The sequence below is a fragment of the Janthinobacterium sp. GW823-FHT06H09 genome (genome assembly GCF_058794735.1).
Window position 1 is genome coordinate 277,223 of the sequence record NZ_JBXAHC010000008.1, and the last position, 18,223, is coordinate 295,445.

General features: G+C 63.1%; 14 protein-coding genes. 11 read left to right on the top strand and 3 right to left on the bottom strand.

Annotated features, from left to right (window positions below; all coding sequences use genetic code 11):
* Positions 1-58 precede the first annotated feature (58 nt).
* Positions 59-2,419 carry a chitinase C-terminal domain-containing protein gene (locus tag AC1Q6X_RS16110; RefSeq protein ID WP_492497795.1) on the top strand — a complete coding sequence of 787 codons (2,361 nt, stop codon included), beginning with the start codon at positions 59-61 and terminating at the stop codon, positions 2,417-2,419.
* A gap of 109 nt (positions 2,420-2,528) precedes the next feature.
* Here the strand turns inward: AC1Q6X_RS16110 and AC1Q6X_RS16115 are convergent, their stop codons facing one another.
* Positions 2,529-3,797 (bottom strand): maltoporin, encoded by a 1,269-nt coding sequence (locus AC1Q6X_RS16115; protein ID WP_070308472.1) that lies wholly within the window; start codon positions 3,795-3,797, stop codon positions 2,529-2,531.
* Between the two features lie 311 nt (positions 3,798-4,108).
* Here AC1Q6X_RS16115 and AC1Q6X_RS16120 point away from each other — a divergent pair, with 311 nt between their 5' ends.
* The 8 genes from AC1Q6X_RS16120 (at position 4,109) to AC1Q6X_RS16155 (ending at position 13,807) form a co-directional block, all read left to right on the top strand.
* Positions 4,109-5,419: an ABC transporter substrate-binding protein gene (locus tag AC1Q6X_RS16120; protein ID WP_070312311.1), complete on the top strand. Its 1,311-nt coding sequence runs from the start codon at positions 4,109-4,111 to the stop codon at positions 5,417-5,419.
* Positions 5,420-5,545: 126 nt separating this feature from the next.
* Entirely contained in the window at positions 5,546-6,406 is an 861-nt protein-coding gene (locus AC1Q6X_RS16125; RefSeq protein ID WP_492497796.1) for a carbohydrate ABC transporter permease, read from the top strand.
* Between the two features lie 10 nt (positions 6,407-6,416).
* A complete protein-coding gene (locus tag AC1Q6X_RS16130) occupies positions 6,417-7,235 on the top strand; it encodes a carbohydrate ABC transporter permease (protein ID WP_070219870.1) in 819 nt (272 codons plus the stop codon).
* Between the two features lie 18 nt (positions 7,236-7,253).
* A complete protein-coding gene (locus tag AC1Q6X_RS16135) occupies positions 7,254-8,303 on the top strand; it encodes an ABC transporter ATP-binding protein (protein WP_492497797.1) in 1,050 nt (349 codons plus the stop codon).
* Positions 8,303-9,778: a mannitol dehydrogenase family protein gene (locus AC1Q6X_RS16140; protein WP_492497798.1), complete on the top strand. Its 1,476-nt coding sequence runs from the start codon at positions 8,303-8,305 to the stop codon at positions 9,776-9,778. Before AC1Q6X_RS16135 ends, AC1Q6X_RS16140 begins: the two co-directional genes overlap by 1 nt.
* Positions 9,779-9,793: 15 nt before the next feature.
* Positions 9,794-10,699 carry a helix-turn-helix domain-containing protein gene (locus AC1Q6X_RS16145; protein WP_099410659.1) on the top strand — a complete coding sequence of 302 codons (906 nt, stop codon included), beginning with the start codon at positions 9,794-9,796 and terminating at the stop codon, positions 10,697-10,699.
* 55 nt (positions 10,700-10,754) lie between these two features.
* Positions 10,755-11,681, top strand: a complete 927-nt coding sequence (locus AC1Q6X_RS16150) for a helix-turn-helix domain-containing protein (RefSeq protein ID WP_070288842.1) — start codon at positions 10,755-10,757, stop codon at positions 11,679-11,681.
* Between the two features lie 71 nt (positions 11,682-11,752).
* The gene (locus AC1Q6X_RS16155; RefSeq protein WP_492497799.1) at positions 11,753-13,807 is read left to right on the top strand and encodes an esterase-like activity of phytase family protein; all 2,055 of its coding nucleotides are present in this window, start codon (positions 11,753-11,755) and stop codon (positions 13,805-13,807) included.
* Positions 13,808-13,909: 102 nt separating this feature from the next.
* Here AC1Q6X_RS16155 and AC1Q6X_RS16160 read toward each other — a convergent pair whose 3' ends face one another.
* Both AC1Q6X_RS16160 and AC1Q6X_RS16165 read right to left on the bottom strand, forming a co-directional pair.
* Positions 13,910-16,000 carry a S9 family peptidase gene (locus AC1Q6X_RS16160; protein ID WP_492497800.1) on the bottom strand — a complete coding sequence of 697 codons (2,091 nt, stop codon included), beginning with the start codon at positions 15,998-16,000 and terminating at the stop codon, positions 13,910-13,912.
* Between the two features lie 118 nt (positions 16,001-16,118).
* Positions 16,119-16,826, bottom strand: coding sequence for a glutathione S-transferase family protein (locus AC1Q6X_RS16165; protein WP_492497801.1), 708 nt, complete (start codon positions 16,824-16,826; stop codon positions 16,119-16,121).
* Positions 16,827-16,938: 112 nt separating this feature from the next.
* Between AC1Q6X_RS16165 and AC1Q6X_RS16170 the strand changes: the two genes are divergently transcribed.
* Both AC1Q6X_RS16170 and AC1Q6X_RS16175 read left to right on the top strand, forming a co-directional pair.
* Positions 16,939-17,304: a winged helix-turn-helix transcriptional regulator gene (locus AC1Q6X_RS16170; protein ID WP_070219853.1), complete on the top strand. Its 366-nt coding sequence runs from the start codon at positions 16,939-16,941 to the stop codon at positions 17,302-17,304.
* Positions 17,305-17,366: 62 nt separating this feature from the next.
* Positions 17,367-17,963 (top strand): hypothetical protein, encoded by a 597-nt coding sequence (locus AC1Q6X_RS16175; protein WP_121668978.1) that lies wholly within the window; start codon positions 17,367-17,369, stop codon positions 17,961-17,963.
* Positions 17,964-18,223: the final 260 nt, after the last annotated feature.

Below are 18,223 nucleotides of genomic sequence, written 5' to 3' on the forward strand. Positions count from 1 at the left end.
CCCCTCGAGGGGCCTGCAACAGCTCTCGATGTAAAACCATAACGGAGACCAATACAACATGAAATCGAATGCATTATTGATGGCCCTGCTCAGCGGCGTGCTCGTCGCTTGCGGCGGGGGCCAGGAAGGCACGACCGCCACGCCAAACACCCTGCTCGCCGCCGTGGAAGCGTGCGCCGTCTGGGATGCCGCCACCGTCTACACGGGCGGCCAGTGCGTGACGTACCAGGGTGTCACCTACAAGGCCAAATGGTGGACGCAAGGCAATGTCCCCAGCGCCGCCGACCAGTGGGGCCCGTGGGCCGTGACGGATACGCCAACGCCGACACCAACGCCGACCCCGACGCCGACGCCGACCCCGACCCCGACCCCGACCCCGACACCGACACCGACACCGACGCCAACGCCAACGCCGACCCCAACGCCGACTCCAACGCCGACCCCCACGGCTTGCCGTCCCGACGGCCTGATTTCGGCCGTGCCGAATGTGCCGTATTGCAAGGTATATGACGCGAATGGGCGCGAAGTGCTGGGCAATGGCTTGAACCGGCGCATCGTCGGCTATTTCGCCAGCTGGCGCACGGGCGTCGATGGCAGCCCGACTTACCTGGTGAATAACCTGCCCTGGGATAAGATCACCCACCTGAACTATGCGTTCGCTTCCGTCGATCCGGCCACGTCGAAGATCTCCATCGGCAGCGGCGCGGCCAATCCCGATACGGGCCTCACCTGGCCGAACGTGCCGGCCGCGGCCATGGACCCGTCCTTGCCGTACAAGGGCCACTTCAACTTGCTTGCGCAATACAAGAAGAAGTATCCGGGCGTGAAACTGATGATCTCGGTGGGCGGCTGGGCCGGCAGCGGCGGCTTCTACACGGCCACGACGAACGCGGACGGCAGCATCAACACGGCCGGCATCAACACCCTGGCCGACTCGATGGTGGCGTTCGTGCGCCAGTACAACTTCTTCGATGGCGTCGATGTCGATTACGAACACCCGACCACCAACAATGAAGCGGGCAATCCGAACGACTTCGCCGTCTCGAAACCGCGGCTGGCCGGGCTGATGACGAGCTACAACGTGCTGCTGAAAGTGCTGCGCCAGAAGCTCGACGAAGCGGCCGTGCAGGACAATAAATACTATCTGCTCACCATCGCCGGTTCCGCCTCGGGCTGGGTCTTGCGGGGCGAGGAAAATATGTCGGGATTAAAATATCTCGATTACGCCAGCCTGATGAGCTATGACTTGCACGGCGCGTGGAATCAGTACGTGGGACCGAACGCGGCGCTGTTTGACGATGGCAACGATGGCGAATTGCGTGCCGGTAACGCCTACCAGTTCCAGAACATCGGCTACCTGAACACGGACTGGGCCTACCGCTACTACCGGGGCGCCATGCAGGCGGGCCGCATCAATATCGGCGTGCCGTTCTACACGCGGGGCTGGAAGGATGTGACGGGCGGCACCAATGGCTTGTGGGGCACGACGCCGCTGATCAGCTCCACCGTCACCTGCGCCGGCACCAAGACGTGCGGCACGGGCGCCACCGGCATCGACAACGTGTGGTACGACCTCGATACACAAGGCAAGCCCACGCCGGGTGGCGGCAACCCCATCTGGCATGCGCTGAACTTGCAGAACGGCATCGTTCCAAGCTACCTGGACGCGTATAAAGTCACGGACAAGGCGCTGGTGGGCACGTATGTGCCGTACTACAGCAGCACCATGGTGGCGCCGTGGCTGTGGAATGCGACCAAGAAAGTCTTCATTTCCACGGAAACCACGCAGTCGATCGCGGCCAAGGCCCAGTACATCGTCAACAACAATATCGGCGGCGTGATGATCTGGGAAATGGCGGGCGACTATGCCTGGGATGCCACGCGTAATGGCGGCAAGGGCGAGTACTTCATGGGCACCACCCTGACGGACGTGCTGTACCAGGCATTCCGCACGGCTGGCGCGTATGGCAACAAGCGCGCCGAAATCGCCATGCCTGGCACGGCGGCCAACGTCAGCATCACCCTGGGCGGCTGGAAGCTGGGCGACAACAACTTCCCCATCAACCCGGTGATGACGGTGAAGAACAACACGGCGTCGACCCTGCCGGGCGGCACCGTGGTGGAGTTCGACTATCCCGTGTCGGCGCCGTCGGACATGAGCGACCAGTCCGGCTTCGGCTTGACGGTGATCAATGCCGGCTACACGGGGCCGAACAATATCGGCGGCTTCACGAAGAACTACAACCGGGCCCGCTTTGCGATTCCCGCCTGGCAATCGCTGGCGCCGGGCGGCTCCGTGGCGCTGACCCTGAACTACCGCCTGCCGATCTCGGGACCGGCCAACTACACGGTCACCGTGGGCGGCACCAAGTATGCCTTGACGCAGGAGTATCCGGAACTGCCGGTGGCCTTGCCGTAAGTTGAATCCGGCAGGGTAAACAGGAAAGGGCGGAACCGCGGTTCCGCCCTTTTTTCGGGGGCAGACCCGTCGGGTCTGACCCCAGCCTTTGCTTCCGGGTTGTTTCAGCTTAAAACCACGTCTCTACCTGGAAACCGTAGGAAGTGCCGCTGGTATTGTTGTTGTAGATCGGGCCGCCGTTGTTCGACGCATTGACCGAGGCGGTGGCCGCATCGTTCCATTTGCCGTAGGTCACGAAAGCGCGCAGTTCAGGACGCGACCACAGGCCGGGACCGGCCGAGATCGTCGGGGCGATGGTCAGCTTGGTCAGGCGCTTGGCCGGCAGGCCGCCCGCTTGCGTCACGCGGTCCGTGCCCAGTTCGCCCACCAGCTTGAAGTTGTTGGTGAACGCGTACACGGGACGCACGCCGACCGAGGTCCAGGTCGACGAACCGTTGGCGTTCGATTCGTCTTTTTGCCACAGGGCGACGAATTCCATGCCGAAGTTGGCCATCGGCTGGATCGCCATGTCATTGAAGATGCGCGTGCGTTTCACGTCCGAACCGAAATTGGTGTCGCCCGACGCGCCGAACTGCGCGCCCTTGCCGGTGCCAGGACCGACGCCGTACTGCACGCCGAAGGTATTGCCGCCGCCGAACACTTTCGCCTGGCGGTGGAAGGCCGACAATTGCCAGCCATTGTGCTTCTGGCCGTAAGCGTCGTTGTCCTTGCCTTCGCCGATGATGTAGGTCGCGGCCAGGTCCAGGGTGCCGTTTTCATTGACGGGAATCTCGCCGTAGATGAAGTTCTGGCGCACGGCCGACTTGGTGCTGACGACGCCGGTCTTCGACACGGTGTTGATGTCGTTGTCCTTGAAGAAAGCGTACGAGAATTTACCGGGACCCGCAGGAATGCGGTCCAGGCCGGCGCCCGTGCCGTTCATGTTGATGTACTGCAAGTCCAGCATGTGGATGTCAGGACGGTAGTAGAAGCGCTTGCCGATCCAGGCCGTGCCGCCGTTCAGGAAATCGAGTCCCTGTGCTTCGACATAGGCCTTGACGATGCCCAGTTTGTTGTCGCCGAAATCCGAGTTGGGCGCGTAGGCGTTGACCCAGATGGTGGCCAGATAGTTCACGCCGCCGGACTGGGCGACGGACTTGGTGTAGCCGAATTCCGTGTAGGCGTCGCACTCATTGCCCAGACGATATTTCATGGTATTGCCGCCCAGACCGAAGCAGCCTTGCGAACCGCCGCCGCCCGAGGTGTTGCTGCCAGCGCCGGCGCGCAAGTAGCCATGGAAGCCTTCGGCGTCGCTTGGGTACATGGGGTCGGCCATGGCGGAAGCGCTGGCGATGGCCAGGAGCAGGGCAGGTAAAGTTTTCAATGCAGTGCGATTCATGCGGTCTCCAGAAGAATGTTGGTGGTAGCGGTGGCGCCCCGAAAGGCCGGTCACCGCACACGGTCTAATGCCGAAAACCAAGTCTAGCAGCGCTTTTTTAACCACCCTGATACAAATCGAACAAGTACCGATACTTTCTTTCAAAGTGTTGTTTTTACTCAATATCGATACTCTGGTGCATGGAGGGGGTGCAAAAGAGTATCGAATTGCGGTTTTGGAGTATCAGAAAGTATCAAAGTCCGGTGCTACATTGTGGTCGTGGTGCTAAGTACCTGAGCATTGCCAACGACAAAAAACACTGGAGACACACAATGAAACGTTCCGCCATTGCCGCGCTGTGCGCCGGCGCGCTTTGCCTCAGCTCGTCCGCTTTTGCCGCAACCGACCTCGTCATCGCCACCGTCAACAACGGTCACATGATCGAAATGCAAAAGCTCAGCAAGTTCTTCGAGCAAGCCAATCCCGACATCAAGCTCAAGTGGGTGACCCTGGAAGAGGGCGTCTTGCGCCAGCGCATGACCACCGATATCGCCACCAAGGGCGGCCAGTTCGACGTGATGACCATCGGCCTGTATGAGACGCCCATCTGGGGCAAGAAAAACTGGCTGATCCCGATCAAGCCCGACGCCAAATACGATATCGACGATCTGCTGCCCGCCATCCGCGAAGGCCTCTCCGGCGACGGCAAGCTGTACGCGTCGCCGTTCTATGGCGAAAGCTCGATGATCATGTACCGCAGCGACCTGGTCAAAAAGGCGGGCGTGACGATCGAAGACCGCCCCAGCTGGAACCAGTTGCGCGACGTGGCGGCCAAGCTGCACGATCCGGCCAACGGCGTGTACGGCATCTGCCTGCGCGGCAAGCCGGGCTGGGGCGACAACATGGCGCTGATCACCACCATGGCCAATTCCTACGGCGGCCAGCTGTTCGACATGCAATGGAAACCGCAATTTACCAGCAAGCCGTGGAAGGATGCGGTCACCATGTACGTCGACCTGATGAAGAAATACGGCCCGCCGGGCGCGGCCGCCAACAGTTTCAATGAAAACCTCGCGCTGTTCAACCAGGGCAAGTGCGGCATCTGGATCGACGCGACGATCGCCGCCTCCTTCATCACCGACCCGAAACAGAGCAAGGTGGCCGACAAGGTGGCGTTTGCCCAGTCGCCCATCGGCGTGACGGAGCGGGGCGCCAACTGGCTGTGGATCTGGTCGCTGGCCATCCCGTCGAGCTCGAAGCATCCGAACGAAGCGCAACGCTTCATCAACTGGGCCACGTCGCCCGATTACGTGAAACTGGTGGCCAAGGAAACGAGCTGGGCCAACGTGCCGACGGGCACGCGCAAGTCGACGTATGCGAGCCCCGAGTTCCAGAAAGTGGCGAAATTTGCCGCCGCCGAAGGCAAGGCCCTGGCCACCACACGCGCCGTGCAAAGCACCTTGCCGCCGTCGCCGTACGTGGGCGTGCAATTCGCGTCGATTCCCGAATTCCAGGTGATCGGCGTGGCCGCCGGCCAGCAGATGGCGGCAGCGCTGCTGGGCAAGGTGACGGTGGAGCAGGCGCTGGAGTTGTCGCAGCAGACGGCGGAACGTGAGATGCGCAAGGGTGGGTACTACAAGTAAGACCTTTCTTGCCGTCTGGTTTATCAACAGGCGAAGAGATTGGTGGCTTAAAACTGGGGTCAGACCCGACGGGTCTGACCCCGGATTTCTGTTGATGATCATTCCCTCACGTCCCAAGAGTATCCTATGAAACGCATTATCCCCCGGACTTTGCTGACGCCGGCCGTGCTTGCCGTCTCCGTCATTTCCGTGATCCCGTTGCTGATCACCCTGTATTACGCGTTCGTGCGCTATTCCATGCTCGATCCGAGCGGCCATCCTTTCCATGGTCTGGCCAATTTCCACTTTTTCTTTACCGATGCCTCCTTCCTGCCGGCCTTGCAGAACACGTTCACCTTGCTGTTTTCCGTCATGCTGATCACGGTGGTGCTGGGCACGGCGCTGGGCTTGCTGATCAATGAAGCGTTCCCGGGGCGCGCCATCGTGCGCGTGCTGCTGATTTCGCCGTTTCTCGTCATGCCGGCCGTGAATGCCCTGATGTGGAAGAACATGCTGCTCAACCCGATCTACGGCCTGTTTGCGCAGATCAGCCTCTTCTTTGGCGCCACGCCCGTCGACTGGCTGTCGGCCCACCCCCTGTTTTCCATCATCATGATGGTCTCCTGGCAATGGCTGCCGTTTGCCTGCCTGATCTTCATGACGGCCCTGCAATCGATGGACCGCGAACAGCTGGAGGCGGCGCGCATGGATGGCGCCACCTATGTGCAGCAGCTGCGCTACCTCTACATTCCCCACCTGGGCCGCGCCGTCTCGGTGGTGCTGATGATCGAGATGATCTTCCTGCTGTCGATCTTTGCGGAAATCTTTACCACCACGGGCGGCGGTCCCGGCTTCGACACGACCACCATCACCTTCATGATCTATCAGCAGGCACTGCTGTCCTATGACGTGGGAGCGGCCTCGGCCGGCGCCCTGTTCGCCGTGCTCATCGCCAACATCGCCGCCTTCTTCCTGATGCGCGTCATCGGCAAGAATCTGTCGAAATAAGGAGACCTTGATGCATAGCAAACTCAATCTGTATGGCCGCACGGCCGCCGCCTGGCTGTGCGCGCTGCTGCTGTTCTTTCCCATCTTCTGGCTGGGCCTGATGGCCTTCAAGACGGAAGGGCAAGCCATTTCCACGCCGCCGCTGCTGTTTTTCACGCCGACCCTGGACAGCTTCCGTGAAGTGCTGGCGCGCGACAATTACTTCGGCTACGCGTGGAACTCGCTGTTTACCAGCGTGGTATCGACGGCCATCGGCCTCTTGATCGCCATCCCGGCCGCCTATTCGATGGCCTTCTTTCCCACAGGCGGCACCATCGGCTTGCTGAAATTCATGCTCAGTTCGCGCTACATGCCCGGCGTGGGCGCGCTGATGCCCATCTATATCTGCTACCAGTACTTCGGCCTGCTCGATACGCGCATCGGCCTGACCATCATGTTCATGCTGATGAACCTGCCCATCATGATCTGGCTGCTGTACACGAGCATGAAGGAGCTGCCGCGCGAAATCCTCGAGGCCTCGCGCATGGATGGCGCCACCGTGTGGGACGAGTTCCGCCACGTCGTGCTGCCCCTGTCCGTGGGCGGCATCGCTTCCACGGCCTTGGTCTGCATGGTGTGGTCGTGGAATGAATCGTTCTGGTCGCTGAACCTGGGCGCCTCCAACGCGGGCACCCTGGCCTGGCTCATCGCCTCGTATTCGAGCCCGGAAGGTCTGTTCTGGGCCAAATTGTCGGCCGCTTCCCTGATGGCCATCGCGCCCATCATGGCACTGGGCTGGTTCTGCCAGAAACAATTGGTCCAGGGTATGACCTTCGGCGCTGTTAAGTAAACACTATTGGATGACATCATGGCTTACCTTCAACTGAGCAATATCGAGAAATTCTTTGGCGAGCACCGCGCCATCAAGGGCATCGACCTGGAGATCCAACAGGGCGAGTTCGTCGTCTTCGTCGGGCCGTCGGGCTGCGGCAAATCCACCCTGCTGCGCCTGATCGCGGGCCTGGAACCGATCGACGGCGGCAAGCTGTCGCTCGACGGGCGCGACATCACCAGCGTGCCGTCGTCCAAGCGCGACCTGGCGATGGTGTTCCAGTCGTACGCGCTGTATCCGCACATGACGGTGTTCCAGAACATGTCGTTCGCGCTGAAACTGGCCGGCGTCGATCCGGCCGTCATCCGCGAGAAAGTCGACAAGGCGGCGGCCATCCTCGACCTTGGCCGTTACCTGGAGCGCACGCCGAAGGAATTGTCGGGCGGCCAGCGCCAGCGGGTGGCCATCGGCCGCGCCATCGTGCGCGACCCGAAAGTGTTTCTGTTCGACGAGCCGCTGTCGAACCTCGATGCGGCCCTGCGCGTGCAGACGCGCATCGAGATCGCCAAGCTGCACCGCGAATTGGGCGCCACCACCATCTATGTCACGCACGACCAGGTCGAGGCGATGACCCTGGCCGATCGCGTGGTGGTGCTGCGCGACGGCCAGATCGAGCAGCATGGCTCGCCCCTGGAATTGTATGACCGCCCGGCGAACCGCTTCGTCGCGCAATTCATCGGCACGCCCAGCATGAACGTGGTGCCGGCCGATGCCGCGCCGCAGCTGCTGGCACAGGCGGGCAGCGCGGCGCAGGCGGACGGCTTTGTCGGCATCCGCCCCGAACACGTGCACCTGGGCGCGGCGCAGCCGGGCAGCGTGCCCGTCACCGTCGACCTGGTGGAGTCCTTGGGCGTGGAAACGCTGACCTATGTGCGCCTGCGGAACAATGTGCAGGTGGTGTCGCGCGGTGCGGAACGCAGCAGCCTGCAGCCGGGCCAGCAGACGCATCTGACGTTCGAGCCGGGCTTCGTCCATTATTTCGACCGCGCCGGCAAGACCTACGCGGCGGCGAAAGGGGTGCTGTAATGGAAGCGATCGCATTGAAGCAATCGAACCTGGCCAAGCTGCCGGCGAACGTCGCCGTGCCCGCGTATGCGCGCGAGGCGCTCGTGCCCGGCATCGTGCATATCGGCGTGGGCGGTTTTTTTCGCGCCCACCAGGCCGTGTACCTCGACGATTTGCTGGCCTTGCCCGGCAACGCAGAATGGGGATACTGCGGCGTGGGCTTGCTCGCGCATGATGCGGCCATGCGCGACGCCATGCGGTCGCAGGACGGTTTATATACGGTGGTCGAGCGCAGCGCGGCCGGTGATAGCGCGCGCATCATCGGCTGCATCGGCGACTACCTGTATGCGCCCGACGAGCCGCAAGCCGTGCTGGAAAAGCTGGCCGACCCCGGCACGCGCATCGTCGCGCTGACCATCACCGAGGGCGGCTACTACGTCAACCAGGGCACGGGCGAATTCGATGCGCAGCACCCCGACATCGTGCAGGAACTGGCGCACCCGGAGGCGCCGCGCTGCTCGTTCGGCTACCTGGCCGCCGCGCTGGCCCTGCGCCGCCAGCGGGGACTGGCGCCATTTACCATCATGTCCTGCGATAACCTGCAAAACAATGGCGATGTGACGCGCAAGATGCTGCTGGCCTTTGTCGCCTTGCGCGACGCAGAACTGGCGCGCTGGCTGGCCACGCATGGCAGCTTCCCCAACAGCATGGTCGACCGCATCACGCCGGCCACCACCGATGAACACCGGGCGCTGGTGCGCGACAGCTTCGGCATCGTCGACGCCTGGCCCGTCGTGTGCGAACCGTTCCGCCAGTGGGTCATCGAAGACGAATTCCCGCAGGGCCGGCCGGCCTGGGAATTGGTGGGTGCGCAGATGACGCACGACGTGCTGCCGTATGAAAAGATGAAGCTGCGCTTGTTGAATGCCAGCCACCAGGCCCTGTGCTACATCGGCATGCAGCTCGGCTACACGTTTGCGCATGAAGCGATGGAGGATGCGGGCATCCGCGCGCTCGTGCGGCGCATGATGGATGACGAGGTCACGCCTTTGCTCGATAGCGTGGAAGGCATCGATCTGGAACGCTACAAGGCCACCCTGATCGAGCGCTTTTCGAATCCGGCCGTGCGCGACCAGCTGGCGCGCATCGGCACGGAGGGTTCCGCGCGCATCCCGAAATTCGTGCTGCCGTCCGTGCGCGAAGCGCTGGCGCAAGGCGGCGCCATCAAGCTGCTGGCGTTTACCGTGGCGTGCTGGTTCCGCTACCTGGAAGGCCACGACGAGCAGGGGCGTGAGATGCCCTTGAACGACCCGTACGCGGTGCGCCTGCGCGCGCTGGCGCTGCAGGGAAAGGCGGACGCCGTGGCGCTGCTGTCCTTGCGCGAGCTGTTTGGCGACCTGTCTGACGCACCCGCGTTCACGCAGGCGGTGGGGCAGTCGCTGGCCAGCCTGTATGGACTGGGCGCGCGCGCGGCGCTGGAACAGATCGTCGCCTGACGGGGAGGGCACGCCATGCCACCGTCGTTGCCGCAGATGGAGCTGGAACAGCAGCGCGACGCCACGCCCGGCTTCGAGCCGAAAGGCAGTTTCGGCTTCATCCGCTACCTCGAGCACGGCTTTCCGAATGCGCTGGTGCGCTGGCACTATCACGACGAGTACGAACTGCACCTGATCGTCGAGAGCAGCGGCAAGGTCTTTGTCGGCGACTACATCGGTCAGTTCACACCCGGCCACCTGGTGCTGACGGGGCCGCGCGTGCCGCACAACTGGGTCTCGCTCGACACGCCGGCCGAGGGCGTGGCCCTGCGCGACATGGTGATCCAGTTCGGCCATGCGCCGCTGGCGTCGATGGCAGCCGCCATTCCCGAATTGAAGGGCATCTTCCCGCTGCTGCAGCGCGCCCTGCACGGCGTGGAATTCTTTGGCGTCAGCGAGCAGTCGCTGCGGCGCTTTCGGCGCATCCGCGACAGCAGCGGCCTGCCGCGCTTCATCGAATTTCTCACCCTGCTGGGAGAACTGGCGCAGACCAGCGACTACCAGCTGCTGTCGACGGTGCCCATGCAGTCGAGCGACGATGACGTGGCGCTGGCGCGCATCAGCTCCGCCATCAACTTCATCGTGCACAATTACAGCAGCCAGTTCTCGCTGAAACAGCTGGCCGAGCAGGTGGACATGCCAGAGCGGACCTTTTCGCGCTTCTTTCGCAGCGCCACGGGCAACAGCTTCACGGATTTCGTCAACCGCCTGCGCATCAACAAGGCGTGCCAGCTGCTGATGGAGACAGAGCGCTATGTGAGCAACATCTGCTACGAGGCGGGTTTTAACAATGTGGCCAATTTCAACCGGCGCTTCCTGGAATTGAAGGGCATGACGCCGAAGGAGTTTCGCCAGCAGGCGCTGGGCCGTTTTGGCGAGTGAAGCTTTTTGAGGTACATTCGATGGCACGGGCGGGGACAGCCTGAGAGAGACAAGCATGGAACACCTATGGCACAAGGACAGCGAGCGCAAGGCGCCCGAGCTGGAACGCGAAAGCTACGACGGCATCATCAATTACCTGGAACATGGCTATCCCAGCTCGCGCGTGCGCTGGCACTGCCATGAAGAGTATGAGCTGCACCTCATCGTCGCCACCAGCGGGCGCCTGTTCGTGGGCGACTATATCGGCGAATTCTCGCCCGGCCACCTGGTGCTGACGGGCCCGCGCCTGCCGCACAACTGGATTTCCAACGTGATGCCGGATGGCGGCGTGGCCCTGCGCGACATGATCGTGCAGTTCGCCCATGCGCCGCTGGCCGGCGCCGCGCGCGTGATTCCCGAATTGCGCGAACTGCTGCCGCTGCTCGAACGCTCCAGCTATGGCGTGGAGTTTTTCGACATGGGCCACGAGGCCGAACAGCACCTGGCGCGCATCCGCGCCACGCATGGGGCCGAGCGCTTCGCCGAATTCGTGCAATTAATGAGCAAGCTGGCGCGCACGGCCAACTACCGTCTGCTGTCGAGCGCCTCGCTGCGTTCCTACGACGATGACGCCACCCTGGCCAAGGTCAATTCCGTCCTCAACTACATCACGGACAATTACCGCGAGCCGATTTCGGCGGAAATGCTGGCCGAGCAGGTGGGCATGTCGCTGAGTAAATTCTCGCGCTTCTTCCGCAAGGCGACGGGCAACAGCTTTACGGATTTCGTCAGCCGGCTGCGCATCAACAAGGCTTGCCAGCTGCTGATGGACACCGACCAATACGTGTCGAACGTCTGCTACGACGTGGGCTTCCAGAACGTGGCCAACTTCAACCGCCGCTTCCTGCAGGTGAAGGGCGTCACGCCCAAGGAATTCCGGCGCCAGGCCGATGGCCGCTTCGGCGGCATCGGCGGACCTGTTGCGGATACGCCACTGGCGTGACGGCTGTCATGGGCTTGTCACTTTGAGCAGTTACTCTCCACGGCTTCAACCCCACCTTAGCCGAGGAATGCATGAATACTGCTGTAACGTCGACCCCGAAACTGACCCTGCTGGCCATCGCCGCCGGCCTGGCCCTGGCCGCTTGCGGCGGCAGCGATAATCCGCCGGCGGAGCCTTCCAAGCCCGTGGCGCAGACGGGTGTGTTCCTCGACGGCGCGGTGGAAGGACTCGATTATGTGGCCGGCAGCGCCCCCAAGGCCAGCACCAATGCCAAGGGCGAATTCATTTGCAACCCGGGCGAGACGGTAGCCTTCAGCGTGGGCGGCCTGGCCCTCGGTTCGGCCCCATGCGGCGCCGTCGTCACGCCGCTGGCGCTGGCCGCCAGCACGAATGTGGCGGATGACAAGGTCGTCAACCGCCTGCTGGCGCTGCAACTGCTCGACGACGACAGCGATCCCTCGAACGGCATCAAGCTGACGGCGGAAGTGAAGGCCGCGCTGGCCGGCAAGACACTGGACTTTGCCACCGCTCCGGCCGTCTTCAACACGGCCCTGGCCGCGCACCTGGCCAGCGTGGGCGGGAAATTCGCCGGCCGCACGGTCGATGCCGAACGCCGCGCCCTCGTGCGCGAGCATTTTGAAGACACGCTGGCCTCGAAAGCGGGCGCGCCCGTCAACGAGGCGCTGACACAGGCCAATCCTGTCGGCGAAGTGAAAGTCACCGTAACGCGCTACCAGATCCAGGCGGCCGACAAATTCTACGTGCCGTACGAAGGCGCGAATGCGAAAATCAAGGGAGAATTCCCGAACGGCTTCCTGCCGTCGTACGGCTCGGGCCTGGCCTACAAGGGCAAGAACGCGGCCGGCGACCTGGAATTCTATGGCTTGACGGACCGCGGCCCGAACGGCGACGGCCCGCTGGTGCCCGATCCATCGGGCAAGGGCACCATCGGCAGCAAGATCTTCCCGTCTCCCAGTTTTACGCCTTCGTTCGGCGTGATCACAGTCGGCAAGAACGGCGCCGTGCTGGGCTCGTCGACGCCGATCAAGGTGTCGGCCACCGTCAACAGCTCGGGCTTGCCCGTGCCCGTGGGCGCGGTCGGCAATTCTGCCGAGATTCCCGTCATGGATGCGATGAAGTTCGACGCAGCCGGCAAGGCCGTCTTCAACGCGGGCGGCCTCGATTCGGAAGCCATCGTCGTCGATGCCAAGCGCAATGCGCTGTGGGTGTCCGACGAATACGGTCCCTTCATCGTCAGGATCGATGCGGCCACCGGTATCATCCAGGCCAAGTACGAGCCGGGCAAGGGCTTGCCGGCGCTGTTCGCCAAGCGCCGCGCGAACCGCGGCATGGAAGGCATGACCTTAGATACGAGCAACGACAAGCTGTACGCCTTCCTGCAAAGCCCTCTGTCCGACGGCACGGCACCATATTCTGTGACGAAGAAGAATGAACAGGTCGAACGCTTTGCCCGCTTCACGCGCTGGATCGAATTCGACCCGGTGACGGGCACCAGCGGCAAGATGTATGCGTATCCGCTCAACGCGGCCGACTACCAGGATGGCCGCACGGGCAACGCCAAGCTGGGCGACATGGTGGCGCTGGGCGGCGGCAAGTTCCTCGTCATCGAGCAGGGCGCCGCACCGTCGGGCAAGGTCTTCAACAAGCTGATGCTGGTCGAATTGAAGGGTGCCACCGACATCGCGGCCGCCGCCTTCAACGCGACGACGTCCGACCTGGAGAAGAGCAGCATGGGCGGCGCCGCCGTCAATGGCGCCGACTGGGCCGCCGTCACGCCGCTGAAGAAAACGCTGCTGCTGGACTTGAACGCCATCGGCTGGGCGGCGGAAAAGGCCGAAGGCCTGACCTTGATCGACGACTCCACCATCGCGCTGGCCAACGACAATGACTTCGGCCTGAAAACCAAGGTCTTCGACGCGAATGGCGTGGAAGTGGCGGACGCCGACGTGACCAAGTGCACGGTCGATGCCAATGGCACCATCGTCACGAGCAGCGCGGCCGGCTGCAATGCCGCCAACACCATCCGCGTGGCGCGCGGCGACGACCGCGAGCGTCCTAGCCGTTTGTGGATCGTGAAGTTCGCCAAGGCGCTCAATACGTATTGATGTAGTTTGACGGACGTAAAAAAGCCGCAGGCGTGAGCTGTACGGCTAGCGTAGAGCTGGGGTCAGACCCGACGGGTCTGACCCCAGATTTTGCTTTTTGGTTTACTTTTTTGTATAAGTGTTGAGCCAATCGAGCACCGTGTGATGCCACAGCAGCGAATTAGCCGGCTTCAGCACCCAGTGGTTTTCGTCCGGGAAGACCAGCAGCTTGCTCGGGATGCCGCGGCGCTGCAGCGCCGTGAAGGTACCCAGGCCTTGCGCCGTAGGGATGCGGAAGTCCAGGTCGCCCTGCACCACCAGCATCGGCGTCTTCCAGTTCTTCACGAAGTTGACGGGGTTGAACTGCTCGTACTTGGCTGGCGCGTCGTAGTAGGTGCCGCCGTTTTCCCATTCCGTGAACCACAGTTCTTCTGTCGCGTAAGCCATGCCGCGGTTGTCGAACACGCCGTCGTGGTTGACCAGGCACTTGAAGCCGTCCGGCCAGTTACCGGCGATCCAGTTCATCATGTAGCCGCCGTACGACGCGCCCAGCGCGCAGCTGCGCTCGCGGTCCAGCCACGGGAACTTCTTGGTGGCCGCTTCCAGACCCTTCTGCAGGTCGACCAGCGGCTTGCCGCCCCAATCGCCGCTGATGGCATCCGTGAACTTCTGGCCATAGCCGGTGGAACCGTGGAAGTCGATGAAGACGGTGGCGTAGCCGGCGCCCGCATACACTTGCGGATTCCAGCGGTAGCTCCAGCTGTTGCCGAAGCTGCCTTGCGGGCCGCCGTGCACGAGGAAGGCCACCGGATACTTTTCGCCTGCCTTGGCGTTCCATGGCTTCATGACGTGGCCGTAGACGGTTTCGCCATCCGCGCCCGCGAACGAGAACTGCTCATATTCGCCGAAGCGCACGTTGGCCAGCGCTGCCGCATTCTGTTTCGTCAGCTGGACCATCGGTGCCGATTCGGACTTCGCGTCGAGCTTGCGCGTGTACAGCTGCGCGCCCGAGGCCAGGTTCGCTTGCGTCAGCACGATGGTATTGCCGCGCACGTCGAAGTCGCCCACGGCGCCTTTGCCCGTCAGCGCGTTGACCTTGCCGCTGGCCGCGTCGATGTGGAACAGACGGTGCTGGCCCACGTCATCGGCGGCGACGAGGAAGGCCTTGCCGTCCGGCGTCCAGCGGAAATCAGCCACGGAACGGTCCCAGTCGTCGGCCACGGTGCGCTTCTTGCCCGTGGCGACATCCATCAGCACCAAATGAAAACGGTCCGCTTCGAAGCCCGGCTTGGTCATGGCGACATACGCGATTGTGCGGCCGTCCGGCGAGTAGGTGGCTTTCGCATCCCAGGCCGGATTGTCGGCCGTGAGGTTGCGCGGCGCCTGGCCGCCGGCGGCAGGAATCGTGTAGACGTCGAAATTGGTCGACCACGATTCCGTGCGACCGGCCACGCGCACGGAGAAGGCCACCGTCTTGCCGTCCGGGCTGAAGTGGTATTCGCCGTTGTCGCCGAATGGCTTCGATGGCGCGTCGCCATCGAGGGTGCCGCTCAGGCTCACGGGCGCGGCGCTGACCTTGCCGGCCGCGTCGATCGGTGCCGAATACAGCGCATTGCGGCGGCCATCGGCCCAGGTATCCCAGTGGCGCACGAACATCTGGTCGTAGACCATGCCGCTGGCCTTGTTTTTCGCTTTTTCATCGAGGCGCTTCCTGGTGCAGGCGATGTCCGCGCAATCGAGGAAGACGCCCATGCTGAAGGCAAGGCGGTCGCCCTGCGGCGACAGGCGGTAGGTATCGACGTCCAGCGCCAGGTCGGTAACCTTGGCCGCTTCGCCGCCGTTCAGGGGCAGCTGCCACACTTGCGAGGAGCCGGAGCGGCCCGAGAGGAAGTAGATGGCGTCGCCGTTCGGCGACCATTGCGGATCGCTGGCGCTGGCGTCGCCGCGCGTGAGCTGGCGCGGCGCCGCGTTCGGCGCGCGCAGGTCGATCATCCACAGCTGCGTGTTGCCGCGGTTTTTCTCCAGGTTGGTCGTACGCACCGTGTAGACGACGCGCGTGGCGTCCGGCGACAGCACGGGGCTGCCCACCCGTTCCATGGCGACCATGTCTTCCACGGTGAAACCGCGCGGCGCGGCCGGCGCCGATTCCGCAGCAACGGCGGTGGTGGCCATGGCGGCACTGAATGCTCCCAAGAGCAGCAGACGTAAACTCATTCAAACTCCCGATTCTGATGACGACGTTATCGATATGGTATTGACGTGGCCGGCTGTACCGCCGGCAGCCCGACATCATAGCAATAAAGACGCGCCCGCTGCGGGAGTTGACCGCCGGTTAGCCGGCCGGAACTGCCAGTTGGTCGAGTGCCACGTGGCCCAGGAAACCGCCCCGGCTGGCGGCCGGCAAGCCCGCCTCGATGGCGTGGGCAAAGCGGATGCCGGGGTCCTGTTCCAGCGCCGCCAGCACGCGCGCCACGTGCGGATAGTCGCTTAAGCGTGCCAGTTGCAGCGGTTCGGCCCAGCGCGCCGTGGCGGCCAGGTAGGCGTCGGCAATCGTCGGCGCGGTATCGGAAGCGAGCCAGGCGCGGCCTTCAAGCAGGCGTTCCAGGTGCGCCAGGCTTTTGTTGACCTTCTCGACGGCCATTTCGCGCCAGACGGCCGCGCGCGCATCGTTTTCTGCCGCGCGGCTGGCCTGGAAGGCGGGCATGAAGGCGGCGTGGAAGGTCGTGTGCAGAAACGACAGCGCGCTGTTCAGGCGGTCGCAGGCGGGCGTGCCCTGCGCAAAGCCCAGGCCGCTGTTCGGCGCGCGGGCGGCGATATGCAGCAGGATCGCCATGCTTTCCAGTAGGGGCGTGCCCGCGTGCGTGAGCAGGGCCGGCGTCTGGCCCAGGGGATTGATGGCGAGAAAGGCCGGATGCTGCTTGCTGGCCGGGTCGCGCGCTTCCACGCGGGCCAGGCGATACGGCAAGCCGCTCCATTCGAGGGCGGCGATGGCGGCAAACGAGCAGCCGAACGGCACGCTGTAGATCAGGGTGGTTTCCATGCTGGAGTTCCATTCAGGTGAGGGAAGGGCAGTCTAATCGCGATAGTTACTATTTGGAAGAAGGCAGAATAATGTGGTATAGGTACATTTTTTATACCAGATAGGGATCGCCATGAAGGACAATGTCTCCGGCTGCGCCGTGGAAGAAGCCATGCGTTTGCTGGGCGGGCGCTGGAGGGCGGTGCTGCTCAGCTATCTGATGGCAGGGCCGAAGCGCTTCAGCGAAATCCGCCGCGCCGTGCCGAATATCTCGCAGCGCATGCTGACCCTGGACTTGCGCGCGCTGGAGGAGGCGGGCTTGCTGACGCGCACGATCTATGCGGAAGTGCCCGTCAAGGTCGAGTACCAACTGACGGACGAGGGCTTGCGCTTGCGCGAGCTGGTCGAGATGCTGCGCGCCATCGGCCTGCGCCTGCGCGGACAGGCGGACGGGGGCGGTGCCTTTCTCGCGCCCGATGCCGTGGATAGTTCTCTATAGAAACAGCTGTTTTTTATGCAAAGTGCTAGACTGCCGGCCTTTGACCACTACTTTTGACACCCATGCGCCTGACTACCCTCGCCCTGACCGCCGCCGCCCTGTTCGCCGCCTTGCCGGCCCAGGCCGCTACCATGCCCACGCTCGAACACATCCAGGCCGCCGTGCAGGCGGGCGTGGCCAAAACGCAAGCCAGGATGCAATCGTCGATACCGGTTCCCATTCCCGTCAAGGCCACCAGCCTGCAGGGTTGCCAGGATTCGCAGGAAGTGCCGGGCGAGGTGGTGTGTCTGATCGGCATGAGCGCCGGCATGCGCGACGGTTTTATGGTCTTGCCGCTACGTAACGATAACGGTACCTGGGTCGGCGTCGAGCGCAAGGATGCCAAGTTTGCGGGACCGTCGCCGGCCGAGGCGCAAGCGATGATACGCGCCTGGGCCAAGGAAGAAGTGGCGCGCAATCCGGAGGCGGCCAAGGACGTGCAGATGCAGGAAGCGCAAAGCACCATGCAGGTCAAGGCCGTCAACGAGTGCGACGTCAAGCGCAAGACGGGCTACCTTGTGTGCGATACGCAATTGAGCGTGCCGAGCCGCCCGGAAGGCATCAAGACGGAACTGACCTTCATGCTGGAAAACGCCGGCTGGCGCTACGTGCCGCGCTAAGCTGCCGGCCGCCAGCCCGCTCGCCCAGCGGCCTGACATTCCTTTCTGCATAGCGCCAGCCCCACTTCGGGGCGTCTGGCGCTCACGCACTTCCCTCCTGCACGTCCAGCCTGCGTGGCGGCCCACGCGGCCGCCGGCAGGCATATCGCATCCCTCATCGGCACCAGACATACAGTTTAGCGTAGGCAATATGGCTGAATTGATATATTTGTTGATTCAGTATTTTATGAAATGAAAATGATAGAATTGGTGATTGTTTT